The organism is Pseudomonas sp. SR18 (assembly GCF_023701505.1).
GTDB lineage: Bacteria > Pseudomonadota > Gammaproteobacteria > Pseudomonadales > Pseudomonadaceae > Aquipseudomonas > Aquipseudomonas cyclaminis.
Window position 1 is genome coordinate 1 of the sequence record NZ_JAMQAU010000004.1, and the last position, 26,518, is coordinate 26,518.

Below are 26,518 nucleotides of genomic sequence, written 5' to 3' on the forward strand. Positions count from 1 at the left end.
CTCCACAAGCACCCACACGAATTGCTTGATTCAGTTGTTAAAGAGCGGTTGGTTAAGATCTTTCGTCTCAACCGAGGCGCGCATTCTACAGCAGCCTCATTTGCTGTCAAGTGATTATTTTCAGAAGTTTTCAAGGAATCCTTAACAACTTCAACCACTTGCGCTTCAGATCTCTCATCAGCGGGAGGCAAATTCTACAGCGTTACACGCTGCTGTCAACACCTCTTTTTCAACTTCCTTTTGGCTTCGATGAACCGAAGCAACCTGCTGCCGAAAACTGCGTAACTCATTGTTTATCAAGGAGTTTTCCGTTTCGACTGCGCCGGAAGTGGGGCGAATTATAGGCTTCCAGAATTTTCGGTCAAGCATTAATTACGTTTTTTCTGCAGAAGGTGCTTTTTTCGTAATAAGCCTAGGGATTCGGCGCATTACCGCAGGTATACGCAATGCCAGCAGCAGCGCACCTATAGATGCATAGACTGCCCACTCCTTCAGGTCAGCCCGCACGATCCACAACATATGCAGCAGCCCAAGCCCAAGAATCACATAGACCAAGCGATGCAGCTTCTTCCAACGATTTCCCAGTCGACGCTGGCTATAGCGATTAGACGTCACCGCCAACATCAACAATGACAAGAAACCCAACGTACCCACAATAATGTAAGGCCGCTTACGTAGCTCAACTCCAAGCTGCGACCAATCAAGGCCCAGAACAAATACACAATAGGCCGCCAGATGCAGCACCACATAAGCAAAGCACCACAACCCAAGCTGCCGGCGCACCGCTATCCACCCCGCCCAGCCGCTCAACTTTTGCAGCGGCGTCATCCCCAGCGTGATCAGCAGCAGGATCAACGTGCCCAACCCCAGCCGATCAACCAGCACCTTTCCCGGATCTGGACCCAAGGCAAAACTCCACGCTTCATATAGCCATATCAACGGCCACACTGCCGCCGCTATAAAAACGCCGATACGCCAGACGGGATAACGCATCAGTAGTTCTTCCGCAGATCGAGGCCAGCATATAAAGAAGCAACCTCTTCCGAGTAGCCATTGAACATCTGCGTCTCACGCACATTCGGACTGAATAGACCACTTGGCAAACGACGCTCCCGTGCCTGGGTCCAACGTGGATGGTCCACGGTAGGGTTCACATTCGCATAAAACCCATACTCGTCCGCAGCAATGCTCTGCCAGGTGGTTTTCGGCTGCTCACTCACAAGGCTGATCCGCACGATGGACTTCACACTCTTGAAACCGTACTTCCAAGGCACGACCAGACGTAACGGTGCACCATTCTGATTGGGCAACTCGCGCCCATACATGCCAACGGCAAGAATCGCCAAAGGGTTCATCGCCTCATCCAGGCGCAACCCCTCTACATAAGGCCAGTCGATCAAGCCAAAACTCGAACGCTGACCAGGCATACTCTTGGGGTCCTGGAGGGTTTCAAAACGAATGTACTTAGCCTTGGAGGTCGGCTCAACTTGCTTGAGCAAGGCAGAGATCGGAAAGCCCATCCACGGTATGACCATCGACCACGCCTCGACACAGCGCAGCCGGTAGATCCGCTCTTCCAACTGATAGGGCTTCATGAAGTCTTCCAGGGCATAACGCCCCGGCTTGGCAACCTCACCATCAATCACAACACTCCAGGATTCGGTCTTGAGCGAACCCGCATTCTTCGCAGGATCGCCCTTGTCAGTGCCAAACTCATAAAAGTTGTTGTAGTGGGTTGCGTCCTTGAACGGGGTGATAGCTTCACCTGCAACCGTCACCGCCTGCCATTTCGTGCCTGGCAGCTTGTCAGCAAACCAGCCCGGCGCCTTCCCCGGCTCAACATCGGCATAACGCGCAGCCTCATCCGCACTGGCCCAGCGTGGCAAGCTACTGGCGGCGATACCGGCAAGCGCACCACCGAGCAAGCTGCGGCGAGAGAGGTAGAAAGATTCAGGGGTGACGTCCGACTCGTGGCAATCGGACGCTTTAGGCAATTTGATTAACATGGCAACTCCGCAGCATTGGAGGACTGATACACCAATAGACTGCGGAGTATGGGGGAAATTACATTAAGGCAATGTTTTGTCCCGACGCATATGCAGCAAGTACTGAACCGGCCCGGAAGCAGCGTAGGCCAGGAAGGCCAACAGCAGAATCCGCGGCGGATCGCTGAAGACCACGGCAAATACCAGCACCACTGCCAGGATCGCCACAAAAGGTACGCGCCCCTTGAGGTCAAGCTCCTTGAAGCTGTTGTACTTGATATTGCTGACCATCAGCATACCGGCCGCTGCCACCATCAACGCCACCAGGAACGACATCTTCGAACCCTGGATGCCGTAGTCACTGAATGCCCAGACGATACCCGCCACGACACCCGCTGCTGCCGGACTGGCCAGCCCGATGAAGTAGCGCTTGTCGGCAGTACCTACCTGGGTATTGAAACGCGCCAGACGCAACGCGGCGCCCGCAACATAGATGAAGGCCACCATCCAGCCAACCTTGCCCATGTCACCCAGCGCCCAGGCAAATGCCAACAATGCCGGAGCCACCCCAAACGCGACCATGTCCGACAGCGAGTCGTACTCGGCACCGAAGGCACTTTGGGTGTTGGTCATACGTGCAACACGACCATCCAGACCGTCGAGCACCATGGCCACGAAAATGGCGATAGCCGCAAAACCGAAGTACTTGCTGGCATTCGCGGCATCACCTGCCGCCAGCGCACTCTGGGCGCTCATGGAGTTGATGATGGAATAGAAACCGGCAAACAGGTTCGCCGTGGTAAACAGATTGGGCAGCAGATAGATGCCACGGTGCCGGACCTTACGGCCTTCCGCGTCATGCCCCTCTTCGACATGCTCATCGATCGGTAGCAGGCTTTCGGCGTCAGGAGCCTGGTTAGGCTCGTCGGGACGTTCGCTCATGGACTTTACCTTGCAACGGTGTGAAAAAAGTTCGACCAATACTTGCGGCGAGTGTTCGCCCGCAAACGATGCAGCTTTATACCAGAACCCGCCCCCAAACGAAAAAACGCGGCCTAAGCCGCGTTTTCTCTTGATGCGTACGACTTAGTTTTTGGCTTTGTCGACGATCTTGTTGGCACCGATCCACGGCATCATGGAGCGCAGTTGCTCGCCGATGACTTCGATACCGTGAGCGGCGTTATTACGACGCTTGGCGGTCATCGAAGGGTAGCCGGTAGCGCCTTCGGTGATGAACATTTTGGCGTATTCGCCGTCCTGAATACGTTTCAGGGCGTTGCGCATAGCCTGACGGGACTCGGCGTTGATAACTTCCGGGCCTGTCACGTACTCGCCGTACTCAGCGTTGTTGGAGATCGAGTAGTTCATGTTGGCGATACCGCCTTCGTACATGAGGTCAACGATCAGCTTCAGTTCGTGCAGACATTCGAAGTAGGCCATTTCCGGCGCATAGCCAGCTTCAACCAGGGTTTCGAAACCGGCTTTCACCAGCTCAACGGTACCGCCGCACAGAACGGCTTGTTCGCCGAACAGGTCGGTTTCAGTCTCGTCCTTGAAGGTGGTTTCGATGATGCCGGTACGACCGCCACCCACGCCAGCAGCGTAGGAAAGTGCAACGTTCTTGGCATTGCCCGACGCGTCCTGGTAGATCGCGATCAGGTCAGGGATACCGCCGCCTTTGACGAACTCGGAACGCACGGTGTGGCCCGGTGCTTTCGGCGCGATCATGATCACGTCCAGGTCAGCGCGTGGCACAACCTGGTTGTAGTGAATCGCGAAACCGTGGGAGAAGGCCAGGGTGGCGCCCTTCTTGATGTTCGGTTCGATTTCGTTCTTGTACAGCGCGGACTGGAACTCGTCCGGGGTCAGGATCATGACCAGGTCGGCAGCAGCAACAGCGGAAGCAACATCAGTCACTTTCAGGCCGTGGGCTTCTGCCTTGGCAACAGTGGCCGAGCCTTTGCGCAAGCCAACGGTCACGTCAACGCCAGAGTCTTTCAGGTTGCAAGCTTGCGCGTGACCCTGGGAGCCGTAGCCGATGATGGCGACTTTCTTGCCCTGGATGATCGACAGGTCACAATCTTTTTCGTAATAAACTTTCATGAGGTTCCTCTATATATCCAGGCCGTAAGGCCATTCACTAATTTGGGTTAGATGCTGAGTACTTTGTCGCCACGGGCAATCCCGGTGACACCACTGCGTACCGTTTCCAGAATCGAGGCCGTCCCGATCGACTGGATGAAGCTGTCCAGCTTGTCGCTTGTACCGGTCAGTTGCACGGTATAAACGCTGGCGCTTACATCCACGATCTGCCCGCGATAGATGTCGGTGGTGCGTTTGATCTCGGCACGTTGGGCACCGGTGGCCTTGACCTTGACCAGCATCAGCTCGCGCTCGATGTGGGCACTTTCCGACAGGTCGACCAGCTTGACCACTTCGATCAGCTTGTTGAGGTTCTTGGTGATCTGCTCGATCACCTCATCGTGGCCCACGGTAGTCAACGTCAGGCGCGACAGTGTCGGGTCTTCGGTCGGGGCCACGGTCAGGCTTTCGATGTTGTAGTTGCGTTGCGAAAACAGGCCGACAACACGAGACAGAGCGCCGGGTTCGTTCTCCAGAAGCAGGGAGATAATGTGCCGCATGATTAAGTACGCTCCGTCTTGTTCAGCCACATGTCGCGCATCGAGCCGTCTTTGATCTGCATCGGGTAGACGTGCTCGCTGGTATCCACCTTGATATCGATGAACACCAGACGGTCCTTCATGGCGAACGCCTCTTCCATCTTCGGCTTGAGATCTTTCAGATCGGTGATGCGAATGCCGACATGGCCATAGGCTTCAACCAACTTGATGAAATCCGGCAACGATTCCATGTAGGAATGGGAGTGACGGCTACCGTAGCTCATGTCCTGCCACTGACGAACCATGCCCAGTACGCCGTTGTTCAAGCAGACGATCTTCACCGGAAGACCGTACTGCAGGCACGTCGACAGCTCCTGGATGTTCATCTGAATGCTGCCTTCACCGGTGACGCACGCCACGTCGGTGTCCGGGAAGCTCAGTTTCACACCCATGGCCGCCGGGAAGCCGAAGCCCATCGTGCCCAGGCCACCGGAGTTGATCCAGCGGTTAGGCTTGTCGAACTTGTAGTACTGCGCCGCGAACATCTGGTGCTGACCCACGTCGGAGGTCACAAAGGCGTCGCCCTTGGTCACTTCGCACAGGGTTTCGATCACGGTTTGTGGCTTGATGATGCTGCCGTCGCCCTTGTCATAAGGGAACAGGCCGCGATCGCCACGCCATTCGTCGATCTGCTTCCACCAACTGGCAACGGATTCTTTGTTAGGCGTCTCGCCGATGTCCTTGAGCGCAGCGACCATTTCGGTCAATACGCTTTCCACAGGCCCCACAATCGGCACGTCGGCCTTGATGGTCTTGGAGATGGATGCCGGATCGATGTCGATGTGGATGATCTTGGCATTCGGGCAGAACTTGCTCGCGCCGTTGATCACGCGGTCATCAAAACGTGCACCCACAGCCAGAATCACGTCAGCATGGTGCATGGCCAGGTTGGCGGTGTAGCTGCCGTGCATGCCGAGCATGCCGACGAACTGACGGTCCGTACCCGGGAAGGCGCCGAGGCCCATCAGGGTATTGGTGACCGGCAGGTTGAGCAGCTTGGCCAATTCGGTCAACGGTGCAGAACCGCCACCCAGGATCACGCCGCCACCCGAGTACAGCACCGGGCGCTTGGCCGCCAGGAGCATTTCTGCCGCCTTGCGGATTTGCCCCGAGTGCCCACGAACGGCCGGGCTGTAGGAGCGCAGCTTGGCTTTTTTCGGGAAGACGTATTCGAATTTTTCAGCCGGGTTGGTCATGTCTTTCGGGATATCGACCACGACAGGCCCCGGGCGACCGGACTGCGCGAGGTAGAAGGCCTTTTTCATGACTTCCGGAATTTCCGAGGCGTGCTTGATCATGAAGCTGTGTTTCACGATCGGCCGGGAGATACCGATCATGTCGGTTTCCTGGAACGCGTCGGTACCGACCATGGTGCTAGGCACCTGGCCAGAGATGATCACCATCGGGATGGAGTCCATATAGGCAGTCGCAATGCCAGTAATGGCATTCGTTGCGCCTGGGCCGGACGTTACCAGTACCACGCCGGCTTTACCGGTGGCACGGGCATAACCGTCAGCCATATGGGTCGCGGCCTGTTCGTGGCGAACCAGGATGTGGGTAACAGCCGGTTCCTTGAACAGTGCGTCGTAAACATGCAGCAGAGCACCACCTGGGTACCCGTAGATATAGTCGACGCCTTCGTCACGCAAAAAGCGGACGAGCATCTCACCGCCAGATAAAAGCTCCACGTTGTTCACCTCTAAAACGCCAGAATACCGTCCGTTGAAAACCGACGGGTCTTAATAGGTTTACTTCTCAACAGAGCATGAGCGACGGTGGTCGCCGACTACGTCAGCACTGACTGAGCAAGTATTGGGATCGTCCCAAGTGTTGCGGGCTTTTCCCACCCAGCGCGAGGTAACGCGTTGCGGGTGTAACAGGTCGGCGCGGATGTGCGCCTCATGATCTGCTGAGCGGGCCTGCTTCTGGCAGTCCCGATACAGCGGACTTTGGATTCTTCTGTTTCAGGCCGTTCAAGTCAAGCAATAATTGCGCTTTTTTCCAACTAAGCGCATGAGAACGCAGAAGAAAGGGCTTTGAGGAGGGATAAAACTCGCCTGAATGTCGTCAAGCGGTAGAAATATGCGCAAGACTGCCGGAAAACCCGGCAGTCAGGCAATTAACGAGCGTCGACGATCAATTGATCGAACTTTTTCAGCGCATTACGCAAGCCAACGCTTTCTCGCGGCCGATCGGCATAGACCATCTCGGCCATTTCCAGGATCCCCGATGCGCTGGGCAACGGCAGGTCCTGTTCGAGGATCTGCTTCATGCGCGCCAGGAAGATCCATTGCAGCCACTGGTGAAAGTCCAGGGTATCCACCGAAAACGGCTCAACGCTGCTAAGCGCCTCGACGCCGGGGGAGACCTCATCCCACCAGCCCTGAATGCGCAATTCGCGCTCGATGAGCAATAACTGCTCGGCAATCGCAGGAAACCGTACATCCATCAGAGGCTGACCTTGGCTTTTTGACGGGCCTGGGCGGCACCCGCGGCATCACCTTGTGCGGCACGCGCATCTCCGATCAACGCCCACAGGCTGGCTTGCAGATCAGGACGACCGCTGGCCATCGTGAGGCCACGGCGGGCGAACTGCTCGGCTTGCGGCGCATCGCCCTGGGCCATGCGCACCTGCGCCAGGCGATACAGCACTTGTGGTTCACGCGGTGCAACGCGTTGCGCACGCTCAAGGCTCGATGACGCACCGTTCAGGTCGCCACCGGCCTGTTGTTGCTGAGCCGTAGTCAGCAAGGCCAACACTGGGCCATCCAACTGTTCGTCAGCCGACAAGCCGCCCGAGTTGGAGGAGGATGGAATGCCACTTGGCGTCGACGGCATGTTGTAGGTGCCCTGGTTGATCGGCGCAGCCTGAATCGGCGTGGAGTCGATCGGCCCAGAGGTGCTTGGACCAGGCGTCCATGGCTCAGCGCTGATCGGGGCAGACGTAGCCGCGCCGCCGCCCGGCACCATCACCACCACGCCCGAATCCTGCGGCACGGCCTGAGGCTTGGCCTGCGCCGGACGATTGGTCACGGTCTGGCGGAAACCGCCATTGGCCGAGATCCGGTCGTTATTGGAGACGGCTGTGCTCGAATCCACCACGGGGATGGAGCCGCGCTGCACGCTGGAGCAACCGCTGAGCAAAGCCAATGTTGTAATAGCTGGAATCAACCACTTGTTCACTTGAAACCCTCTTTGCTTAATTCATCCAGCCCTTGACCCAATCCATCACCGATTCCGCGTCCGCAGGGGCACCGCCACCGCACGCAGCACCGGGTGGTGGTTCGCTGCCGCGAATATACGGCATCTGGACTGCGCCCGGACAATTGGCATCGGAGCCCTGGCCGGTATGTGGATCAATCCAGGCCTGCACGATGTTATCCGGCTGCGGCATGTTCAATGGCAACGGATCGGCCTTGCGCATAAAACTGGTCCAGACCTGCAATGCACCGGTAGCACCGGTAAACGGCGTCTTGCCATTGTCGTCACGGCCCAACCACACCACGGCCAGTACATCCTGACCGAAACCTGCAAACCAACTGTCGCGCGAATCGTTACTGGTACCGGTCTTGCCCGCCAGTGTCAGATTGGACGGCAGCACCTTGTAGACCGAGCTACCGGTACCTTCACGCATCACGCGCTGCATGGCGTTCTGGATCAGGTAGATCGAGCCCGCATCGAAACGCTGCTGGATCTGGAACGGGTAGCGCTTGAGCGGCTCGCCCTCGGCCGTCAGCACACTGCGGATCCCGCGCATCGGGGTGTTGAAGCCACCGTTGGCGAGGGTCTGGTACATGGTCGCGACTTCCATCGGCGTCATGGCACCAGCACCCAGCAGGATCGATGGGAACGCGGGGAATTCGCGGGTTATACCCAGTCGCGCCAGCGTCTTGAGCACATTCGGCACGCCCACTTCCAGGCCAAGCCGAGAGGTGGAGATGTTGTAGGAATGTGCCAAGCCCTGATACAGGAACACCGTGCCGTGAGAGCGGCGATCGAAGTTCTGTGGTGTCCACACCTGGCCGTCGCCGCCTTTGACGGATAGCGGATCGTCCGACAGCCAACTGGTCAGGGTGTACTTGCTCGGTTTTTCCAACGCGGTAAGGTAGACCGCAGGCTTGACCAGCGAACCGATCGGCCGCACAGCATCCAGCGCGCGATTGAATCCGGCAAAACTCGCCTGACGACTGCCGATCATGGCTTGAACTTCACCGGTTTCCGGGTTCGTCACCACCATGGCGGCTTCTACTTCATCGGAACCTTTACGCCCCGTCAGACGCTTGAAAGTGTCGCTGACAGACGCTTCGGCCTTCATCTGCAGAATCGGATCAAAACTGGTGAAGATTCGCAGGCCTTCTTCGGTCAAGTCTTCGTCGCGGTAGTCTTCACGCAGTTGGCGTTTAACCAGATCGATAAAGCCGGGGAATGAACTGTCCGCCAACTTGCCGCGGGTTGTCACACCCAGTGGCATTTTCTTCGCTGCGGCTACTTGTTCAGCCGTGGCCACGCCTTGCTGTTCAAGCACATCCAGCACCAGGTTACGGCGCTCCAGCGCACGCTCCGGATTGCGACGCGGGTTGTAGTAGGAAGGCCCTTTGACCATGCCCACCAACAACGCCACTTGATGCAGCTTCAATTCGGACAGCGGCTGACCGAAGAAGAACTGGCTGGCCAGACCGAAGCCGTGCACCGCGCGCTGGCCGTCCTGGCCGACGAAGACTTCGTTGAGGTACGCCTCAAGGATTTCCTGCTTGCTGTAGTGCAGCTCAAGCAGCATCGCCATCATCGCTTCGGTGAGCTTACGGGTCAGGCTGCGCTCGTTGGTGAGGTAGAAGTTCTTCACCAACTGCTGGGTCAGCGTACTGCCGCCCTGGGTCATCCTGCCGCCGGACGTATTTACCCAAACCGCACGGGCAATCGACTTCGGCGACACACCCCAGTGGCTATAAAAGTCGCGATCCTCTACCGCAACCAGGGTTTCCAGCAGGTAAGGCGGCACCTGATCAAGCTTGATCAGGATGCGATCTTCAAGGTTCTTCGGGTAAATCCCGCCGATCATCAACGGTTCAAGGCGGACCACCGGCAATTTCGAGCCGTTGAGGGAGGACAGCTCGGCCACGTAGTCACCGGAAAAGCGCACGCGCACCGGCTGGGCTTTTTCCAGACCTTCATAGAACTGGAAGCCACGGGTATTCAGGTCGACCGTGTTACCGCTGACGGCGGCCGCACCCGGGCCATTGCTCACGGGTTCGCGGCGGTAGCCGAGGGCGTCAAGTTCGGTGAGGAAGTCATCCTTGCTCAGCTTCTGTCCGCTGAACAGTTCCAGCGGGCGTGCATACACCTTGGCCGGGATGGTCCAGCGCTTGCCGGAGAACTTCTCCTGGACCACTGCGTCGAGGTACACCGCGAAGCCGGCGAGCACCACAAGGCCTACAAGGCCGAGCTTGAGCGCCCAGCCAAGCCACGGACGCAGGCCGCGGGAAGGAGGTTTTTTACGGGAACGGGGAGATCGGGATCGAGTCATGGCGGCGGATTATACGCACTTTATTGATGATCAACATGAGCCGGACAGCGGTTTGCACGACCGTCCGTAGCAGCCATAATGCGCGCCATGATTTCCCCCAGACTCTGAAGGATCGCCCGTGAGCCAGTCACTGATCGCCGCCCTGCAAAACCCGGCTTTGTACCCTCATCCGGTCGAAGCGTTCCAAGTCATCGAGACTCATATTTCATGGGTCGTATTGACCGGCCCTTTCGCTTACAAATTGAAGAAACCGATGAACTTCGGCTTTCTGGACTTCACCGACCTGGAAAAGCGCGGGCACTTCTGCAATGAAGAGCTGCGCCTGAACCAGCGCCTGACGGACGATTTGTATCTGGATGTGCTGCCGATTACCGGCACCGCCGAAGCCCCCCAATTGGGCGGCGACGGCCCGGTGATCGAATATGCACTGAAGATGCGCCAGTTCCCGCAAAGCCAACTGCTCAGCACCCTGCAGGCCAATGGCGAACTGACTGCCGCGCACATTGATGAAATGGCCAAGCAGATCGCACACTTCCATCTCACCGCGCCGAAAGTGCCACAAACCCACCCAGCCGGCACTCCCGACGAAGTGATGGCACCGGTACGGCAGAACTTCGACCAAATCCGTCCGTTTTTGAGCGACAAGGCCGACCTGATTCAACTGGAAGCCCTGCAAGCCTGGGCCGAAAGCAGTTTCGACCGCCTCAAGCCGCTGCTAGCACAGCGCAAGCTCGATGGCTTCACCCGCGAGTGCCACGGTGACATCCACCTCGGTAATGCCACCTTGATTGATGGCCAAGTGGTGATTTTCGACTGCATCGAGTTCAACGAGCCGTTTCGCTTCACCGACGTGTACGCCGACACCGGCTTCCTGGCCATGGACCTGGAAGACCGAGGCCTCAAGTCCCTGGCCCGCCGCTTCATCAGCCAGTACCTGGAGCTGACCGGCGACTATCAGGGCCTTGAAGTGCTGAACTTCTATAAAGCCTATCGCGCCCTGGTGCGTGCCAAGGTGTCGTTATTCAGCATGCCGAGCGAAGCAAGCCCGGTACAACGTGCCACAACACTGCGCCAGTACCGCAACTACGCCAACCTGGCAGAAAGCTACAGCACCATTCCGTCACGTTTTCTGGCGATTACCCACGGTGTCTCGGCTGTGGGCAAAAGCCACGTATCCATGCGTCTGGTAGAGGCGCTCGGTGCCGTACGCGTGCGCTCGGATGTGGAGCGCAAGCGCCTGTTCGGCGAGCAGCACGTGGAGAACACGCCACAGGCCGGCATTTATGCGTCCGATGCCAGTGCCAAAACCTACGCTCGCTTGAACGACATCGCGGATACCGTGCTGCGCGCCGGCTTCCCGGTGGTGCTGGATGCCACCTTCCTGAAACGCGAACAACGTGAAACCGCCGCCCAGGTTGCCGAAGCTACCGGTGCGCCCTTCCTGATTCTGGATTGCAACGCACCCCAGGCCGTTATCAGCAGCTGGCTGGCGCAACGTCAGACAGACAAAAACGATCCATCCGACGCGACCCTGGCCGTTATCGAAGCCCAGCAGGCAAACCGTGACCCACTTACAGCTGAAGAGCTGTTGCTGAGCAAACGCGTGGAGACTAATCAAAGCGGGACCCTCGACGCGGTAGTTGCACAGATTCGCCAGCGCTTGCCAGGCCTGTAAGAAAAATTTCTTGGTCGTGTCGTCTACTTGGGCGCACGACCGAGCAATAGTGGCACTATAATGGCGTCATAAATCCAACAGGAGTTCGCCGTCATGACTCAGCCCAAGCTTCTTGATACCCCGCTCTACTCGCTCCTGCATAAAGACGATATTCGCGGCTTCAACCAGGAGCGTCCGAAAGACGGCGCTATCGACATGCGCGGTGGTGACTTCCGTGGGCTGGACTTGCGTGAATTGAACGCCACTGGCGTCGACTTTACCGACGCATACTTCCGCTCCGCCGACTTGCGCGGCCTGGATTTACGCGACTGCTCGCTGGAAGGCGCCAGCCTGGCCCATGCGCAGATTTCGGGCACCTACTTCCCACCTGAATTGACCGCTGACGAGATCCTCATGTCGGTCAATTTCGGCACGCGCCTGCGCTACCGCACTAAGTAACACGCGCCCCAAGCCCGACTACGCGCAACGCGTAGCGGGCTGCTCATGCCTGCCCGCTGTCAAAATCCCCGCGCCATTCTTATAAGCGTTTGGGCCGTTTCGGACCAAAGAACCACGCTTTTCCTACTGAACGCTACACTCCTGTTCAGGCTTGCCTGGTCACGAATACCCACCGCACCCTTCGGCCGTCGCAAGGAGGCTTGATGAACGATGAGCTGCAACACCTGAAAAACCTTGGCAAGACGTCAGCGCAGTGGCTGCATGCGGTGGGCATCCACAGCGCGTCCGACTTGCGGCGCCTGGGCGCAGTCGATGCGTATCGCGCAGTCAGGACCCGCGGCTTCCGCGCATCGAAGGTTTTGCTGTATGCGATCGAGGGGGCGCTGATGGACGTGCACTGGAACGATATTCCCGTTGAGCGCAAGGAAGCGTTGAACCGCCAACTGGATGCCATTTCAACGCGGCAAAAGAATTAGATCGACCAGAAGACCCAATGTTTACGCAGGTTTCGAACGACCGTTTGAGAAAAACGGAAGATCGACCAAAAACTAGTATTGACTCTCAAATGAGAATCGTTATGATTATCACAACTGATCGCGAGATCAGCCGATAACTGAAAGACCATTGGTTCGGACTCTCAGATTATCTCCTCATCAGGCTAATCACGGTTATTTGACCCGGCTCTTGCCGGGTCTTTTTTTGCCTGCAAGAAAGCAGACTTCAGCGCGCAATGATCAGCGGATGCCCACGCTCCGGGTGTGGCTGTACCAACACATCCAGACCAAATACAGCCTTGAGCGGCTCAGGCCGCAGCACCTTCACCGGCGTGTCCAAAGCGTGGGGGCGCCCCTCCTCCAGCAGCAGAATACGATCACAGTAACGCGCCGCCAGGTTCAGGTCGTGGAGGATCACCAACACGGCCGCGCCCCGATCGGCAAAGGTACGGATGGCCTGCAATGTCGTGTGCTGATGCAGGGGATCAAGCATCGACGTCGGCTCATCCAGCAGCAACGTCTGCCCCGCTTCACCCGGCCATAGCTGCGCCAGCACCCGGGCCAGGTGCACGCGCTGGCGCTCGCCACCGGACAATGCCAGGTAACAGCGGCCACTCAAGTGTGCGACGTCCGCGGCCTGCAAGGCTGCGTTGATGATTTCGTCATCGCGCACACGTCCAGTCTGGTGGGGCAGACGGCCCATGCCGACGACCTCTTCGACGCGAAAGGCGAAATCCAGGGTCGAGCTTTGTGGCAACACCGCCAGACGCTGGGCGCGCTGCGACCCGGTCCAGTCTTTCAACGCCTGCTGGCCCAGCCATACCCTGCCTTGATCGGGGTGTAACTCACCGCACAATGCCCCCAGCAAAGTACTCTTGCCGGCGCCATTGGGCCCCAGCACGCCAAGCACTTCGCCTGGCAGCAGGTCCAGAGTGACATCCGCCAGCACGGTTTTGCGACCGCGGCGGACCTGCAGGTCTTCAACACGCAACATCAGGCACGCCCCCGCAGCAACAGGTAAAGAAAAAATGGCGCACCAATGAACGCAGTCACTATGCCGATCGGCAACTCTGCTGGCGCCAAGGCCAGCCGTGCAACCAAGTCGGCAAACAGCAGCAGACTCGCGCCCGCCAAGATTGAAGCCGGCAGTAACACGCGGTGATCAGGCCCTGCCAGCAATCTGACCAGATGCGGCACCACCAGCCCCACAAAACCAATCATGCCCGCTGCAGCCACCGCAGCACCGACACCCAATGCGGTACAGAACACCAATTCGCGTTTGAGCGTTTCAACATCGATACCCAAGTGACTGGCCTCGGACTCACCCAGCAACAGCGCATTCAACGCCTTGGCCCGGCGCGGCAACCACAGCGCCACCCCCGCACTCACCAGCAACAACGGCCACAGCCGCGAATAGCTCGCACCGTTGAGGCTGCCCAGGTTCCAGAACGCCAGCGTGCGCAACGTTGCGTCGTCCGCCAAATAAGTGAACAGGCCCACAGCCGAGCCAGCCAGCGCAGTGAGAGCAATGCCGGCGAGCAGCATCGTCGCCACATTCGTCTGGCCGTTGCGCCGCCCCAGTCGATAGACCAGCGCAGTCACTCCCAACCCACCAAGGAATGCACACAGCGACAGCAGGTACGGCCCGAACGCATCCGGCAAGCCACCAAAAAACGAACCTCCGACGATGGCGACGGCCGCTCCGAGCGCCGCACCACTGGACACCCCCACCAACCCAGGATCGGCCAGCGGGTTGCGAAACAACCCTTGCATGGCCACGCCCGACAATGCCAACACGCCACCCACCGCCAAGCCCAGCAAGGTACGCGGCAACCGAATCTGCCCCAGGATAAGCTCGGCCTGCTCCAGCCCCTGCGCCTCAATCGGCACGCCCACCAAACGCAAGGCGGCCTTGAGCGTATCCAGCAATGGCAGACTCACCGGCCCCAGCGCCAAAGAGAGCCAGATCGCCAATACGCACAACAGCGTCAGCCCGATAAACAGGGTTTTGGGCTTGACCAGTGCGGTCATGGGGCCGGTTTAGCCTGGGACGGATAAAACCCGGCAGACAACTTCGCCAGGCTTTGCGGCAGACGCGGCCCGAGCCCGCCCACCAGCAGTGTCGGGTCCAGCTCAAACACCCGCCCGCTTTTGGCCGCCGGCGTCGAAGCGAGGATCGGATTTTCTTTGAATAGGGCCGCACGGGCTGCATCCCCCGTGAGGGCACGATCAGCGAACACCAGTACATCCGGGCTCAGCCCTGCCAGCGACTCCACCGAAAACGGTTTGTAACCCGTATGGGTGGCCAGGTTGTGCCCGCCCGCCTGCTGCACCATCCAATCCCCCGCCGTGCCCTTGCCGGCAATCAGCGGCTTGCCGCCGGCGTGACCAACCAACAGCAAAACGCCAGGGGCCTTTTGCGAGGCCTGGGCCTTGGCGAGCGAGCTTTTCTGCTGATCAAGCGCCTGCTCGTACCCGGTAAATAATTCGTTGGCCTTGGCCTCTTCTCCCAGCAATTTTCCCAGGTGCTGAAGATTGCCTTTCAAAGTCGCCAGATCCGGCTGCGCCGAGAACATTTCAACCTGGACGCCCGCGCTGCGAATCTGCGCAAGTACCGGCGGCGGCCCCATCTCTTCTGTGCCCACCAGCACTTGAGGGCGCAGGCTGAGAATGCCCTCGGCCGACAATTGCCGCTGATAGCCAATACTGGGCAACGACTTGAGCGACTCAGGATGCTGACTGGTGGTATCCACGCCAACCAACTTCGGTTCACCGCCCAGAGCCGTCACCCATTCCGACAGCGCCCCACCGGCACTCACCCAGCGTTGTGGCTGTTCCGAGGCGTGCGCCCCAGGGTTGACCAGCAGTCCGACAACAAGCGCAATAGCGCTGGCACTCAGGCGCATAACAGGGTTTCCTTCCGAGGGCAGGGCCTTTCGAGCACTCGTTGATGTGACAGGTAATCCCTGCCGGGCATCGAACTGAGCACCCAGTCAGCTAATGGGCGAAGCCGGCATTTGATAATTGTTTGCATTTGAACGTCAAGGCACTTAAGGATTGAAATGAAGTTTCTCTGCCCCTCCAAGACCCTCGCGCCAGACAGCAGCCTCGGTTTTGAAATCGATGGTTGCAAATTGTTGGCCGTACGCCGGGACGGCATTGCCTACTTCTATATCAACCGCTGCCCCCATCGCGGCATCCCGCTCGAATGGCGGCCCGACCAGTTCCTCGATGACAGTGCCAGCCTGATCCAATGCGCCACCCACGGCGCCCTGTTCCTGATCGAGAGCGGTGAGTGCATTGCCGGCCCCTGCGCCGGTAAAAGCCTCGAAGCCCTGCGCGGCCGCGAAGACGAACAGGGCCTGTGGGTGGACCTCTAGTCGAGCAGCACGTCCAACCGGCGATCCACGCATACCTCCTCGGCCGTCACGCGCACGCCATATGCCAATACTTCCACTCCGGCCGCTTTAGCTTCGCGCAAGGCAACACCATAGGCGGCATCGATTTCCAGGGCTGGGCGCACGGCGTCAATTCCCGAGAGGTTGACGCAATACAACTGCACCGCTCGCACACCTTCACGCGCCAGGTAGGCCAACTCCCGCAGATGCTTGGCGCCACGCTGGGTCACCGCGTCAGGGAAAGCAGCAACACGGGTGTCATCGAAACCCAGGGTGACACTTTTGACTTCGACGTAGGCGGCGCCATCGGGGTACTCCAGGCGAAAATCGATCCGGCTTTTCTCCTGTCCGTAAGGCACTTCGCGCTTGAGTGCGGTAAAGCCATTGAGCTCCGTGATCACGCCAGCGCGTAACGCCTCCTCGACCAACTGATTGGCGCGCGCCGTGTTAACGCACGCCAGGCGGCCCTGGGGCGTTTCGGCGATTTCCCAAGTGCCGGGCAGCTTACGCTTGGGGTCGGTGGAACGGCTGAACCAGACCTGGCCACCTTCAACCATGCAATTGAGCATCGAACCGGTGTTCGGGCAGTGAATGGTCAACAACTCGCCGGTAACGGTCTCGATATCGGTGAGAAAACGCTTGTAGCGGCGAATCAGTCGGCCTTCTTCGAGGGGAGGATGAAAACGCATCAGCCTTGCCAGCTCCGCAAGCCACGGGCGATGCGCTCCACCGCCTCCTGTAGTCGATCAAGGTTTTGCGTGTAGGCAAAACGCACATGATGGCCGGCTTGATAACGACCAAAATCCAGACCCGGTGTGAATGCGACATGCTCGGTTTCGAGGAAATGCCGGCAAAACGCGAAGGCATCCCCGCCGAACGCACTGATATCGGCGTACAAATAGAACGCCCCCTCCGGCTCGACGGCGATGCCAAAACCCAACTCGCGCAGGGCGGGCAGCAAGAAGTCGCGGCGACGGCCGAATTCGGCGCGGCGCTCTTCGAGGATGCTCAAGGTTTGCGGGGTAAAGCACGCCAGCGCCGCATACTGGGCCATGCTTGGCGCGCTGATATAAAGGTTTTGCGCCAACTTCTCCAACTCACTCACCGCAGCGGGCGGGGCCACCAGCCAACCCAGGCGCCAGCCGGTCATGCCGAAATACTTCGAAAAACTATTCAGCACGAAGGCGTCGTCGTCGACTTCCAGCACGCTGGCCGCGTCGGTGCCGTAGGTAAGGCCGTGATAGATCTCATCGACTACCAGATGGCCGTCGCGCGCCTTGATTGCGCCGGAAAGCCCGGCCAACTCCTCGCGAGTGAGGATCGTGCCGGTGGGATTCGCCGGGGAGGCAACCAATGCACCTACGCTGTCCTGATCCCAATGCTTGGCCACCAGGTCGGCGGTCAGTTGATAGCGCACTTCAGGCCCTACCGGCACCAGTTGCGCGGCGCCCTCAACCAGTCGCAGGAAGTGCCGGTTACATGGATAGCCCGGATCTGCCAACAACCAATGCTTGCCCGGATCCACCAGCAGGCTGCTGGCCAGCAACAACGCACCGGAGCCTCCTGGAGTGATCAGAATACGCTCGGGATCTACACTCAAGCCGTACCGCTGCTGGTAGAAACCGCTGATGGCTTCACGCAATTGCGGCAGGCCACGGGCTGCGGTGTAGCGCGTCTTGCCATTGGCGAGCGCCGCCTGACCGGCCTGGATGATCGGTTCCGCCGTGGTGAAATCCGGCTCGCCAATCTCCAGATGGATGACATCGTGGCCGGCGGCCTGCAGCTCATTGGCCCGCGCCAGCAACGCCATGACATGAAAAGGTTCGATGGCGCGACTGCGCGCACTGTAGGGCTGGGCCATTAGCCTTCCTTAACGGTGAGGACAAAATCAGGATTCTACCGAACCCGCGCGGTAAAACATGTTCTATTGCCTGCCTGGCCACCCAAGCGGCCACAGCAAGCGCGCACAAAACGACTAAAATCAACATTCGAGCCAAAACATACCCAGTCACGACGGGCCGCTACAGTTTGCAACCCCGACGCGACAGGCTCGACAACCGGGAGTGGCGCACCCCGAATCTATCTGGTAAGTTCGCCCGCTTGCAGCCGCAGGGCCGGCAGGTGTCGGTGACGTTGCAATCCTGCGCAATGGATTAGAAGAGTGAGAGGCGGTCTAGTCATGTCCACCCAAGCAAAGCAACAGCAGACTCAAGGCCTCGGCGGCTTCGAACCCTATGTAGAAAAAAAGGGCGAGGAGTACATGGGCGAGCCCATGCGCGAGCACTTCACCAAGATCCTGAACAAGTGGAAACAGGACTTGATGCAGGAGGTCGACCGTACCGTTGACCACATGAAGGACGAAGCAGCCAATTTCCCTGACCCGGCCGACCGTGCCAGCCAGGAAGAAGAGTTCGCCCTCGAACTGCGCGCACGCGATCGCGAGCGCAAGCTGATCAAGAAGATCGACAAGACGCTGCAGTTGATCAAGGACGAAGAATACGGCTGGTGTGATTCCTGCGGCATCGAAATCGGTATCCGCCGACTCGAAGCCCGTCCTACCGCTGATATGTGCGTGGACTGCAAGAACCTGGCAGAGATCAAGGAAAAACAGGTCGGCAAATAATTCAGCCGGTCTGAACGGATGGGGCGTGCGAACGCCCCATTTTTGTTTCTGGCGTTTACCGAATTTCCAGTAGTATCCGGCCCATGACAGCCTCTACCTATATCGGGCGTTTCGCCCCCACGCCCAGCGGCCATTTACACTTTGGCTCCCTGGTCGCCGCCCTCGCCTCCTATCTTGATGCCCGCGCCAACCAAGGCCGCTGGCTGATGCGCATGGAGGACCTCGACCCACCCCGCGAAGAACCCGGTGCCCAGGCGGCGATCCTGCATGCCCTGGAAAGCTATGGTTTTGAATGGGACGGTGAACTGGTCCGACAAAGCGAGCGGCATGAGGCCTACGCCAAAGTGCTGAACGACATGTTCAACCACGGCCTTGCCTACGCCTGCACCTGCTCGCGCAAACAACTGGAACCCTACAACGGGATCTACCCTGGCCTGTGCCGCAACGCCGGCCACGAGCAGCAAGATGCCGCCATCCGCTTACGTGTTCCTGAGCTTTCATATCACTTTACTGACCGTGTACAGGGCGAATTCCGACAACACCTGGGGCGCGAAGCGGGCGACTTTGTCATCCGTCGCCGCGACGGCCTCTATGCCTACCAACTGGCCGTGGTCCTGGATGACGCCTGGCAAGGTGTTACCGATATCGTGCGGGGCGCCGATTTACTCGACTCCACGCCGCGCCAACTGTATCTGCAAGAACTGCTAGGCCTGCGCCAACCGCGCTACCTGCATGTGCCGTTGATCGTCCAGCCGGACGGTAACAAACTGGGCAAATCCTACCGCTCGCCGCCGTTGACGCCCGACCAGGCCACGCCCTTGCTAGTAAGAGCGCTGCGCGCCCTCGGCCAGCAACCCGGCAGCGAACTGCTTCACGCCAGCCCGCGGGAACTGCTGGATTGGGGCATACGGCACTGGGATCCCACGCGGATCCCGCGCACACTCACCCTGGCCGAAGCGCAATTGAGCTGAAGGCGCTTGCAGCTTGCCAAGCATCCGTTACCATCGCCGCAGTTTTTTAATCAGAGGCCAACATGTACATCTATCGATTGGTCCTGCTGCTGGTCGTCGGGATCTACCTGTTTTCTCCCGCCATCATGGATTGGTGGATCGACGCCACGGGCGCCTGGTATCGCCCTTATCTGCTGTGGCTGATCCTGATCGTCGTGACCTTCATCCTGCAGAGCCAAAAAGATGCCGATGAGCTTTAGCCTCACCCAGATGCTGCTGATCAGCGCCGCCTACCTGGCCGCACTGTTCGGCGTTGCCTGGATCAGTGAGCGCGGAATGATTCCGCGGGCGATCATTCGCCATCCGTTGACCTACACTTTGTCCCTCGGCGTGTACGCCAGTGCCTGGGCCTTCTATGGCACCGTGGGCCTGGCCTATCAGTACGGCTACGGCTTTCTCTCCAGCTACCTTGGCGTGTCCGGCGCGTTTTTGCTGGCGCCGGTATTGCTGTACCCGATCCTGAAAATCACCCGCACCTATCAGCTGTCGTCCCTGGCCGACCTGTTTGCCTTCCGCTTTCGCAGCACCTGGGCCGGGGCCCTGACCACGGTGTTCATGCTGATCGGTGTGCTGCCCTTGCTGGCCCTGCAAATACAAGCGGTGGCTGACTCCATCAGCATTCTCACCCGTGAGCCGGTGCAGCATCGGGTGGCCCTGGCGTTCTGCGCGCTGATTTCACTGTTCACGATCTTCTTCGGCTCACGCCATATCGCCACCCGCGAAAAACATGAAGGCCTGGTGTTTGCGATTGCCTTCGAGTCTGTGATCAAGCTGATCGCCATCGGCGGCGTCGGCCTCTATGCGCTGTATGGCGTGTTCGACGGCCCGCAACAGCTGGAACTGTGGCTGCTGCAAAACCAGACCGCCCTCGCCGCCCTCCACACTCCGCTGCAGGAAGGTCCATGGCGAACGCTGCTGCTGGTGTTTTTCGCCTCGGCGATCGTGATGCCGCACATGTACCACATGACCTTTACCGAAAACCTCAACCCGCGCTCGCTGGTCAGCGCCAGTTGGGGGTTGCCGCTGTTCCTGCTGCTGATGAGCCTGGCAGTGCCGTTGATCCTGTGGGCCGGCCTCAAGTTGGGCGCCACCACCAACCCCGAATATTTCACCCTCGGCATCGGCATTGCCGCCAATAGCCCGGCATTGGCGCTGCTCGCTTATGTCGGCGGCTTGTCGGCGGCCAGCGGGTTGATCATCGTCACGACCCTCGCCCTGTCCGGCATGGCACTCAATCACCTGGTGCTGCCGCTTTATCAGCCACCGGCCGAAGGTAATATCTACCGCTGGCTGAAGTGGACGCGCCGCGCGCTGATCGTCGCGATCATCATGGCCGGTTACTGTTTTTACCTGTTACTCGGCGCCGGGCAAGACCTGGCCAACCTGGGTATCGTCGCGTTTGTCGCCACCTTGCAGTTCCTGCCGGGCGTGCTGTCGGTGCTGTATTGGCCGACGGCCAATCGCCGAGGTTTTATCGCGGGTCTGCTCGCCGGGATTCTGGTGTGGATCGTCACCATGCTGTTGCCGCTGGTCGGCAACCTGCAGGGTTTCTACATCCCGCTGCTGAACATGATTTACGTGTTGGACGACACCAGTTGGCACATGGCCGCGATTGCTTCGTTGGCCGCCAACGTCCTGATGTTCACCCTGATCTCGCTGTTCACCAACGCCAGCCCCGAAGAAACCAGCGCCGCCGAAGCATGCGCGGTGGATAACGTACGTCGCCCGCAACGGCGCGAACTGCATGCGGCCTCGCCCCAGGAGTTCGCCACTCAACTGGCCAAGCCCCTGGGCGCCAAAGCCGCGCAAAAAGAAGTTGAACAGGCGCTGCGCGATCTCTACCTGCCATTCGACGAGCGGCGCCCGTATGCGCTACGCCGGTTACGCGACCGCATCGAAGCCAACCTGTCCGGCCTGATGGGCCCCAGCGTGTCCCAGGACATGGTAGAGACCTTTTTGCCCTACAAGGCCGGCGGCGAAAACTACGTTACCGAAGACATCCATTTCATCGAGAGCCGGCTGGAGGATTACCACTCACGCCTCACGGGCCTTGCCGCCGAGCTCGATGCCTTGCGCCGCTACCATCGCCAGACGCTGCAAGAGTTGCCCATGGGCGTGTGCTCCCTGGCCAAGGATCAGGAGATCCTGATGTGGAACAAAGCCATGGAAGAACTCACCGGTATCGCCGCCCAGCGCGTCGTCGGCTCGCGCCTGAATACACTCGGCGATCCATGGAAAGAGTTGCTCCAGGGTTTTATCAACCTGCCCGACGAACACTTGCACAAGCAACATCTGGCCCTGGATGGCCAGACCCGCTGGCTCAACCTGCACAAAGCCGCCATCGACGAACCCCTCGCCCCCGGTAACAGCGGCCTGGTGCTGTTGGTGGAAGACCTGACCGAAACCCAGATGCTCGAAGACAAACTGGTGCACTCCGAGCGCCTGGCCAGTATTGGGCGCCTGGCGGCGGGTGTGGCCCACGAGATTGGCAACCCGATCACCGGTATTGCCTGCCTCGCGCAAAACCTGCGCGAAGAGCGCGAAGAAGACGGCGAAATTACCGAGATCAGCGGGCAAATCCTCGAACAGACCAAACGCGTGTCACGCATCGTGCAGTCGCTGATGAGCTTTGCCCATGCCGGCGCCCATCAGAATCAGGACGAAGCCGTCTGTCTGGCCGAAGTGGCGCAGGATGCCATTGGGCTGCTCGCCTTGAACCGACGCAATTTCGAAGTACAGTTTTTCAACCTGTGCGACCCCGATCATTGGGTCGATGGCGACTCACAACGCCTGGCCCAAGTACTGATCAACCTGCTGTCCAACTCCCGCGACGCAACGCCGGCTGGTGGTGCAGTACGCGTCAAGACCGAGGCTTTCGAACACACGGTCGATCTGATCGTCGAAGATGAAGGTAGCGGCATTCCACAGAACATCATGGACCGATTGTTCGAACCCTTCTTCACCACCAAGGATCCAGGTGAAGGTACCGGTCTGGGCCTTGCACTGGTCTATTCCATCGTTGAAGAGCATTATGGACAAATCACCATCGACAGCCCGGCTGACACCGAAAGCCAACGCGGTACCCGTATTCGGGTGACCTTGCCGCGTCATGTCGAAGCGACGTCCGCTGTGAACTGAGACCGTCGAGAGAATTGAATCAATGCCGCACATTTTGATCGTCGAAGACGAAACCATTATCCGCTCTGCCTTGCGTCGCCTGCTTGAACGTAACCAGTACCAAGTCAGCGAAGCCGGCTCGGTGCAGGAAGCCCAAGAGCGTTTCAGCATTCCCACGTTCGACCTGATTGTCAGTGACCTGCGCCTGCCTGGCGCGCCGGGCACCGAACTGATCAAGCTTGGCCAGGGCACGCCCGTGCTGATCATGACCAGCTACGCCAGCCTGCGCTCGGCAGTGGACTCCATGAAGATGGGCGCGGTGGATTACATCGCCAAACCCTTCGACCACGATGAAATGCTCCAGGCCGTGGCGCGCATCCTGCGTGACCGTCAGTCGGCCAGCAGCGCGCCAGCCGAACAACGGCCCGCTGGCAAGGCTGCCGAAAAACCGGGTGTCGACAACAGCAACGGCGAGATTGGCATCATCGGCTCCTGCCCACCGATGCAGGACCTGTACAGCAAGATCCGCAAAGTGGCGCCTACCGACTCCAATGTATTGATCCAGGGCGAGTCAGGCACCGGTAAGGAATTGGTGGCCCGCGCCCTGCACAACCTGTCCAAACGCGCCAAGGCGCCGATGATCTCGGTGAACTGCGCGGCGATCCCCGAATCCCTGATCGAATCCGAACTGTTTGGCCACGAAAAAGGCGCGTTCACTGGCGCCAGCGCCGGACGTGCGGGCCTGGTGGAAGCGGCGGACGGCGGCACGCTGTTCCTTGATGAAATCGGCGAGCTGCCACTGGAAGCACAAGCGCGCTTGCTGCGCGTGCTGCAGGAAGGTGAAATTCGTCGGGTGGGTTCGGTGCAATCCCAGAAGGTCGATGTGCGCCTGATCGCGGCGACCCACCGGGACCTCAAGAGCCTCGCCAAGATCGGCCAGTTCCGTGAAGACTTGTACTACCGCCTGCACGTGATCGCACTCAAGCTGCCGGCTCTGCGTGAACGCGGCGCCGACGTCAACGAGATCGCCAGCGCGTTCCTGCTGCGCCAGAGCGCACGCATCAACCGTACCGACCTGAAGTTTGCACCGGACGCCGAGCAGGCCATTCGACATTACTCGTGGCCGGGTAACGTACGTGAGTTGGAGAATGCGGTAGAACGTGCGGTGATTCTGTCGGAGAGCCCGGAAATTTCCGCCGAGCTGCTGGGTATCGATATCGAGCTCAGTGACTTGGAAGACGACGACTTCATGGGTCTGGCCCCGCAACAGGGCGCCAGCAATACCAGCCATGAGCCGACAGAGGATTTGTCACTGGAGGATTACTTCCAGCACTTCGTCCTTGAGCATCAGGACCACATGACCGAGACCGAATTGGCACGCAAACTGGGCGTGAGCCGCAAATGCCTGTGGGAACGGCGCCAGCGCCTGGGTATTCCACGCCGCAAGACCGGTGTGGCCAGCGAAAGCTGAGGGGTTCGCCCCTACAGGTAACACCCAGTAATGTGAAAAAACTGTTACCGCTGATTTTTTGCGTAACAAAAGCCGGGGCTTACGGTAACGGAGCCCCGGCTTTTTTTGGTCCGTCAAAAACCCGAAAACCCCTCAAACCCCTGGTTTTATTGGGCCTCGCAAAAGTTGGCACGCACCCTGCTATATGCTTAGTACAAAAACAATAACAAGCTTTGTACAAGACAATAAAAATAAGACGAATCGACTCACGCATAACAAAAACAACACGGCGGAGGCGCAGCTAACTGATTCTTTTGGAGAGGCGTTGCATTTGGGGCTTGCCCCGCAACCAGGCCGAGAACAACAAAAACTGCCCTAAGGCAGAGCCTGAACTGGTTGGATCGTAGATCAGCAACACAGCGACCAAAGCAATCCGTTTGCTCTTGACTCCCGATTGGGAGTGTCATGAAGGTGAAGCTTCATGGCGAGGGCGATCAACAAAAACAAAAAGCCCGAAACCAATAATAAAAATAGAGCACGCAACTACTTCTGGGGGAGCTTCGGCTCCCCTTGTAGTTTCTGGAATTTGACGTTTCAAAGGCTTATGGCGCAATGCCTGTAGCTTGTTCCTACACCATCCCCTGACTAAATGCTAGAATCCCCGCCCATCATGCGGTCATTCTTCGTTATGGCCGAACATTCCTTCAAACAGTGCATCCCATGCTGAAGAAGTTGTTCCAGTCATTCCGTTCTCCCTTGCGTCGTACGCAACACATTCGCAGCACGCCTGAAGTGCTTAACAGCAATCAGCATTCATTGCAGCGCGCTCAGTTCAGCCGTTATGCGGTGAACATCGTCGAACGTTTGCAGAACGCCGGCTACCAGGCTTATCTGGTGGGCGGCTGCGTACGCGACATGCTGCTCAATATCACGCCCAAGGACTTCGACGTCGCCACCAGCGCCACGCCTGAGCAGGTCCGCGCCGAGTTTCGCAATGCGCGGATCATCGGTCGGCGTTTCAAGTTGGTGCATATCCACTTCGGTCGCGAAATCATCGAAGTCGCGACCTTCCGCGCCGGTCACCCGCAAAACGATGACGAGGAAGACACCAATCAGTCTTCGCGCAACGAGAGCGGGCGCATTCTGCGCGACAACGTCTACGGCACCCTGGAAGAAGACGCGCAACGCCGTGACTTCACCATCAACGCCCTGTATTACGATCCGGTCAGCGAGCGCATCCTCGATTACGCCAATGGCGTACACGATATCCGTAACAACCTGATCCGCTTGATCGGCGACCCGACACAGCGCTACCAGGAAGACCCGGTGCGCATGCTGCGGGCCGTGCGTTTTGCCGCCAAGCTCAACTTCGGCATCGAGAAACACACTGCCGCGCCGATTCGCGACTTGGCACCGATGCTGCGGGAAATCCCGTCCGCGCGCCTGTTCGAAGAAGTGCTCAAGCTGTTCTTGTCGGGCTACGCCGCCGACACCTTTGAGATGCTCGTGGACCTGCAGTTGTTCGACCCACTGTTCCCGGCCAGCGCCGAGGCACTGGAACACAACCCGACTTATACCCACACGCTGATCAGCGAAGCCTTGATCAACACCGACCTGCGCATCAAGCAGAACAAACCGGTCACCCCGGCGTTCCTGTTTGCTGCCCTGTTGTGGCCAGCCCTGCCAAAACGCGTACTGCGTTTACAGGACCGTGGCATGCCGCCGATTCCAGCGATGCAGGAAGCCGCCCACGAGTTGATTGCCGAACAGTGCCAGCGTATCGCCATTCCGAAACGCTTCACCATGCCGATCCGCGAAATCTGGGACATGCAGGAACGCTTGCCCCGCCGTAGCGGCAAGCGCGCCGACCTGCTGCTGGACAACCCGCGCTTCCGGGCGGGCTATGACTTCCTGCTGCTGCGCGAAAGTGCCGGCGAGCAGACCGATGGCCTGGGCGAATGGTGGACCGACTACCAGGACGCCAACGACAGCCAGCGCCGCGACATGATTCGCGACCTCGGCAGCAAGGGTGATGGTGTCGGCGAAGGACCTAAAAAGCGTCGTCGCAGCGGCAGCAAGCGCAAACGCAGCGCTGATGCCTCGGGCGCCGCAGGCGAATAAAC

The 26,518-nt window shown here is 59.0% G+C and carries 24 protein-coding genes; 10 read left to right on the forward strand and 14 right to left on the reverse strand.

Annotated elements, in window-relative coordinates; translation table 11 throughout:
• Window positions 1-372: 372 nt before the first annotated feature.
• From msrQ to mrcB, 9 genes are all read right to left on the reverse strand, one after another.
• Window positions 373-993 (reverse strand): protein-methionine-sulfoxide reductase heme-binding subunit MsrQ, encoded by a 621-nt coding sequence (gene msrQ / locus NDJ82_RS07655; RefSeq protein ID WP_250925247.1) that lies wholly within the window; start codon window positions 991-993, stop codon window positions 373-375.
• Window positions 993-2,006: a protein-methionine-sulfoxide reductase catalytic subunit MsrP gene (gene msrP / locus NDJ82_RS07660; protein ID WP_191959303.1), complete on the reverse strand. Its 1,014-nt coding sequence runs from the start codon at window positions 2,004-2,006 to the stop codon at window positions 993-995. Before msrP ends, msrQ begins: the two co-directional genes overlap by 1 nt.
• Before the next feature lie 63 nt (window positions 2,007-2,069).
• Window positions 2,070-2,927: a CDP-diacylglycerol--serine O-phosphatidyltransferase gene (gene pssA / locus NDJ82_RS07665; protein WP_250925248.1), complete on the reverse strand. Its 858-nt coding sequence runs from the start codon at window positions 2,925-2,927 to the stop codon at window positions 2,070-2,072.
• A 144-nt stretch (window positions 2,928-3,071) separates the two neighbouring features.
• On the reverse strand, window positions 3,072-4,088 hold the full coding sequence (gene ilvC, locus NDJ82_RS07670) for a ketol-acid reductoisomerase (RefSeq protein ID WP_099584822.1): 1,017 nt from the start codon (window positions 4,086-4,088) through the stop codon (window positions 3,072-3,074).
• Between the two features lie 47 nt (window positions 4,089-4,135).
• Window positions 4,136-4,627: an acetolactate synthase small subunit gene (ilvN, locus tag NDJ82_RS07675; RefSeq protein WP_003176102.1), complete on the reverse strand. Its 492-nt coding sequence runs from the start codon at window positions 4,625-4,627 to the stop codon at window positions 4,136-4,138.
• 2 nt (window positions 4,628-4,629) lie between these two features.
• Window positions 4,630-6,354 carry an acetolactate synthase 3 large subunit gene (locus tag NDJ82_RS07680; RefSeq protein ID WP_112196999.1) on the reverse strand — a complete coding sequence of 575 codons (1,725 nt, stop codon included), beginning with the start codon at window positions 6,352-6,354 and terminating at the stop codon, window positions 4,630-4,632.
• A 431-nt stretch (window positions 6,355-6,785) separates the two neighbouring features.
• Window positions 6,786-7,115 carry a YqcC family protein gene (locus NDJ82_RS07685; RefSeq protein WP_112196750.1) on the reverse strand — a complete coding sequence of 110 codons (330 nt, stop codon included), beginning with the start codon at window positions 7,113-7,115 and terminating at the stop codon, window positions 6,786-6,788.
• Window positions 7,115-7,849 (reverse strand): tetratricopeptide repeat protein, encoded by a 735-nt coding sequence (locus tag NDJ82_RS07690; protein ID WP_099584820.1) that lies wholly within the window; start codon window positions 7,847-7,849, stop codon window positions 7,115-7,117. Before NDJ82_RS07690 ends, NDJ82_RS07685 begins: the two co-directional genes overlap by 1 nt.
• 16 nt (window positions 7,850-7,865) lie before the next feature.
• A complete protein-coding gene (gene mrcB / locus NDJ82_RS07695) occupies window positions 7,866-10,190 on the reverse strand; it encodes a penicillin-binding protein 1B (RefSeq protein ID WP_099584819.1) in 2,325 nt (774 codons plus the stop codon).
• 118 nt (window positions 10,191-10,308) lie between these two features.
• Here mrcB and NDJ82_RS07700 point away from each other — a divergent pair, with 118 nt between their 5' ends.
• The 3 genes from NDJ82_RS07700 to NDJ82_RS07710 all read left to right on the forward strand — a co-directional run bounded on the left by NDJ82_RS07700 (window position 10,309) and on the right by NDJ82_RS07710 (window position 12,779).
• The gene (locus NDJ82_RS07700) at window positions 10,309-11,865 is read left to right on the forward strand and encodes an AAA family ATPase (protein ID WP_191947614.1); all 1,557 of its coding nucleotides are present in this window, start codon (window positions 10,309-10,311) and stop codon (window positions 11,863-11,865) included.
• A 93-nt stretch (window positions 11,866-11,958) separates the two neighbouring features.
• A complete protein-coding gene (locus tag NDJ82_RS07705; protein WP_099584817.1) occupies window positions 11,959-12,303 on the forward strand; it encodes a pentapeptide repeat-containing protein in 345 nt (114 codons plus the stop codon).
• A 203-nt stretch (window positions 12,304-12,506) separates the two neighbouring features.
• Entirely contained in the window at window positions 12,507-12,779 is a 273-nt protein-coding gene (locus tag NDJ82_RS07710) for a TfoX/Sxy family protein (protein ID WP_032884753.1), read from the forward strand.
• 244 nt (window positions 12,780-13,023) lie between these two features.
• Here the strand turns inward: NDJ82_RS07710 and NDJ82_RS07715 are convergent, their stop codons facing one another.
• Genes NDJ82_RS07715 through NDJ82_RS07725 form a run of 3 tightly spaced genes read right to left on the reverse strand, consistent with a single transcriptional unit; the run spans window position 13,024 to window position 15,703 of the window.
• Window positions 13,024-13,791 (reverse strand): heme ABC transporter ATP-binding protein, encoded by a 768-nt coding sequence (locus NDJ82_RS07715; RefSeq protein WP_250925249.1) that lies wholly within the window; start codon window positions 13,789-13,791, stop codon window positions 13,024-13,026.
• Window positions 13,791-14,828, reverse strand: a complete 1,038-nt coding sequence (locus tag NDJ82_RS07720; RefSeq protein WP_250925250.1) for a FecCD family ABC transporter permease — start codon at window positions 14,826-14,828, stop codon at window positions 13,791-13,793. The genes NDJ82_RS07715 and NDJ82_RS07720 overlap by 1 nt, the downstream gene beginning before the upstream one ends.
• A complete protein-coding gene (locus NDJ82_RS07725) occupies window positions 14,825-15,703 on the reverse strand; it encodes a heme/hemin ABC transporter substrate-binding protein (RefSeq protein WP_250925251.1) in 879 nt (292 codons plus the stop codon). Before NDJ82_RS07725 ends, NDJ82_RS07720 begins: the two co-directional genes overlap by 4 nt.
• 156 nt (window positions 15,704-15,859) lie before the next feature.
• Between NDJ82_RS07725 and NDJ82_RS07730 the strand changes: the two genes are divergently transcribed.
• A complete protein-coding gene (locus NDJ82_RS07730) occupies window positions 15,860-16,177 on the forward strand; it encodes a Rieske (2Fe-2S) protein (RefSeq protein WP_099584813.1) in 318 nt (105 codons plus the stop codon).
• Here the strand turns inward: NDJ82_RS07730 and sfsA are convergent.
• Together sfsA and NDJ82_RS07740 are read right to left on the reverse strand one after the other, a co-directional pair.
• Entirely contained in the window at window positions 16,174-16,884 is a 711-nt protein-coding gene (gene sfsA / locus NDJ82_RS07735; RefSeq protein WP_250925252.1) for a DNA/RNA nuclease SfsA, read from the reverse strand. The genes NDJ82_RS07730 and sfsA overlap by 4 nt on opposite strands.
• Window positions 16,884-18,056: a pyridoxal phosphate-dependent aminotransferase gene (locus tag NDJ82_RS07740; protein WP_112196754.1), complete on the reverse strand. Its 1,173-nt coding sequence runs from the start codon at window positions 18,054-18,056 to the stop codon at window positions 16,884-16,886. The genes sfsA and NDJ82_RS07740 overlap by 1 nt, the downstream gene beginning before the upstream one ends.
• 318 nt (window positions 18,057-18,374) lie before the next feature.
• Between NDJ82_RS07740 and dksA the strand changes: the two genes are divergently transcribed.
• The 6 genes from dksA to NDJ82_RS07770 all read left to right on the forward strand — a co-directional run bounded on the left by dksA (window position 18,375) and on the right by NDJ82_RS07770 (window position 26,516).
• On the forward strand, window positions 18,375-18,818 hold the full coding sequence (gene dksA / locus NDJ82_RS07745) for an RNA polymerase-binding protein DksA (RefSeq protein ID WP_099584810.1): 444 nt from the start codon (window positions 18,375-18,377) through the stop codon (window positions 18,816-18,818).
• Window positions 18,819-18,901: 83 nt separating this feature from the next.
• Entirely contained in the window at window positions 18,902-19,789 is an 888-nt protein-coding gene (gluQRS, locus tag NDJ82_RS07750; protein WP_250925253.1) for a tRNA glutamyl-Q(34) synthetase GluQRS, read from the forward strand.
• Window positions 19,790-19,851: 62 nt separating this feature from the next.
• Window positions 19,852-20,028, forward strand: coding sequence for a hypothetical protein (locus NDJ82_RS07755; RefSeq protein ID WP_003176118.1), 177 nt, complete (start codon window positions 19,852-19,854; stop codon window positions 20,026-20,028).
• The gene (locus NDJ82_RS07760; RefSeq protein WP_160385051.1) at window positions 20,012-22,966 is read left to right on the forward strand and encodes a sensor histidine kinase; all 2,955 of its coding nucleotides are present in this window, start codon (window positions 20,012-20,014) and stop codon (window positions 22,964-22,966) included. Before NDJ82_RS07755 ends, NDJ82_RS07760 begins: the two co-directional genes overlap by 17 nt.
• A gap of 22 nt (window positions 22,967-22,988) precedes the next feature.
• Window positions 22,989-24,416 carry a sigma-54-dependent transcriptional regulator gene (locus NDJ82_RS07765; protein WP_099584807.1) on the forward strand — a complete coding sequence of 476 codons (1,428 nt, stop codon included), beginning with the start codon at window positions 22,989-22,991 and terminating at the stop codon, window positions 24,414-24,416.
• Window positions 24,417-25,115: 699 nt separating this feature from the next.
• A complete protein-coding gene (locus NDJ82_RS07770) occupies window positions 25,116-26,516 on the forward strand; it encodes a polynucleotide adenylyltransferase PcnB (protein ID WP_099584806.1) in 1,401 nt (466 codons plus the stop codon).
• Window positions 26,517-26,518 lie beyond the last annotated feature (2 nt).

Bases quoted from the DNA above. Each gene is read 5' to 3' on its own strand.
- pssA (WP_250925248.1), bottom strand. From the start codon at position 2,927: ATGAGCGAACGTCCCGACGAGCCTAACCAGGCTCCTGACGCCGAAAGC.
- dksA (WP_099584810.1), top strand. From the start codon at position 18,375: ATGTCCACCCAAGCAAAGCAACAGCAGACTCAAGGCCTCGGCGGCTTC.
- NDJ82_RS07765 (WP_099584807.1), top strand. From the start codon at position 22,989: ATGCCGCACATTTTGATCGTCGAAGACGAAACCATTATCCGCTCTGCC.
- sfsA (WP_250925252.1), bottom strand. From the start codon at position 16,884: ATGCGTTTTCATCCTCCCCTCGAAGAAGGCCGACTGATTCGCCGCTAC.
- msrQ (WP_250925247.1), bottom strand. From the start codon at position 993: ATGCGTTATCCCGTCTGGCGTATCGGCGTTTTTATAGCGGCGGCAGTG.
- NDJ82_RS07755 (WP_003176118.1), top strand. From the start codon at position 19,852: ATGTACATCTATCGATTGGTCCTGCTGCTGGTCGTCGGGATCTACCTG.
- NDJ82_RS07710 (WP_032884753.1), top strand. From the start codon at position 12,507: ATGAACGATGAGCTGCAACACCTGAAAAACCTTGGCAAGACGTCAGCG.
- ilvN (WP_003176102.1), bottom strand. From the start codon at position 4,627: ATGCGGCACATTATCTCCCTGCTTCTGGAGAACGAACCCGGCGCTCTG.
- msrP (WP_191959303.1), bottom strand. From the start codon at position 2,006: ATGTTAATCAAATTGCCTAAAGCGTCCGATTGCCACGAGTCGGACGTC.
- NDJ82_RS07740 (WP_112196754.1), bottom strand. From the start codon at position 18,056: ATGGCCCAGCCCTACAGTGCGCGCAGTCGCGCCATCGAACCTTTTCAT.
- mrcB (WP_099584819.1), bottom strand. From the start codon at position 10,190: ATGACTCGATCCCGATCTCCCCGTTCCCGTAAAAAACCTCCTTCCCGC.
- ilvC (WP_099584822.1), bottom strand. From the start codon at position 4,088: ATGAAAGTTTATTACGAAAAAGATTGTGACCTGTCGATCATCCAGGGC.
- NDJ82_RS07685 (WP_112196750.1), bottom strand. From the start codon at position 7,115: ATGGATGTACGGTTTCCTGCGATTGCCGAGCAGTTATTGCTCATCGAG.
- gluQRS (WP_250925253.1), top strand. From the start codon at position 18,902: ATGACAGCCTCTACCTATATCGGGCGTTTCGCCCCCACGCCCAGCGGC.
- NDJ82_RS07760 (WP_160385051.1), top strand. From the start codon at position 20,012: ATGCCGATGAGCTTTAGCCTCACCCAGATGCTGCTGATCAGCGCCGCC.
- NDJ82_RS07705 (WP_099584817.1), top strand. From the start codon at position 11,959: ATGACTCAGCCCAAGCTTCTTGATACCCCGCTCTACTCGCTCCTGCAT.
- NDJ82_RS07770 (WP_099584806.1), top strand. From the start codon at position 25,116: ATGCTGAAGAAGTTGTTCCAGTCATTCCGTTCTCCCTTGCGTCGTACG.
- NDJ82_RS07730 (WP_099584813.1), top strand. From the start codon at position 15,860: ATGAAGTTTCTCTGCCCCTCCAAGACCCTCGCGCCAGACAGCAGCCTC.
- NDJ82_RS07715 (WP_250925249.1), bottom strand. From the start codon at position 13,791: ATGTTGCGTGTTGAAGACCTGCAGGTCCGCCGCGGTCGCAAAACCGTG.
- NDJ82_RS07725 (WP_250925251.1), bottom strand. From the start codon at position 15,703: ATGCGCCTGAGTGCCAGCGCTATTGCGCTTGTTGTCGGACTGCTGGTC.
- NDJ82_RS07720 (WP_250925250.1), bottom strand. From the start codon at position 14,828: ATGACCGCACTGGTCAAGCCCAAAACCCTGTTTATCGGGCTGACGCTG.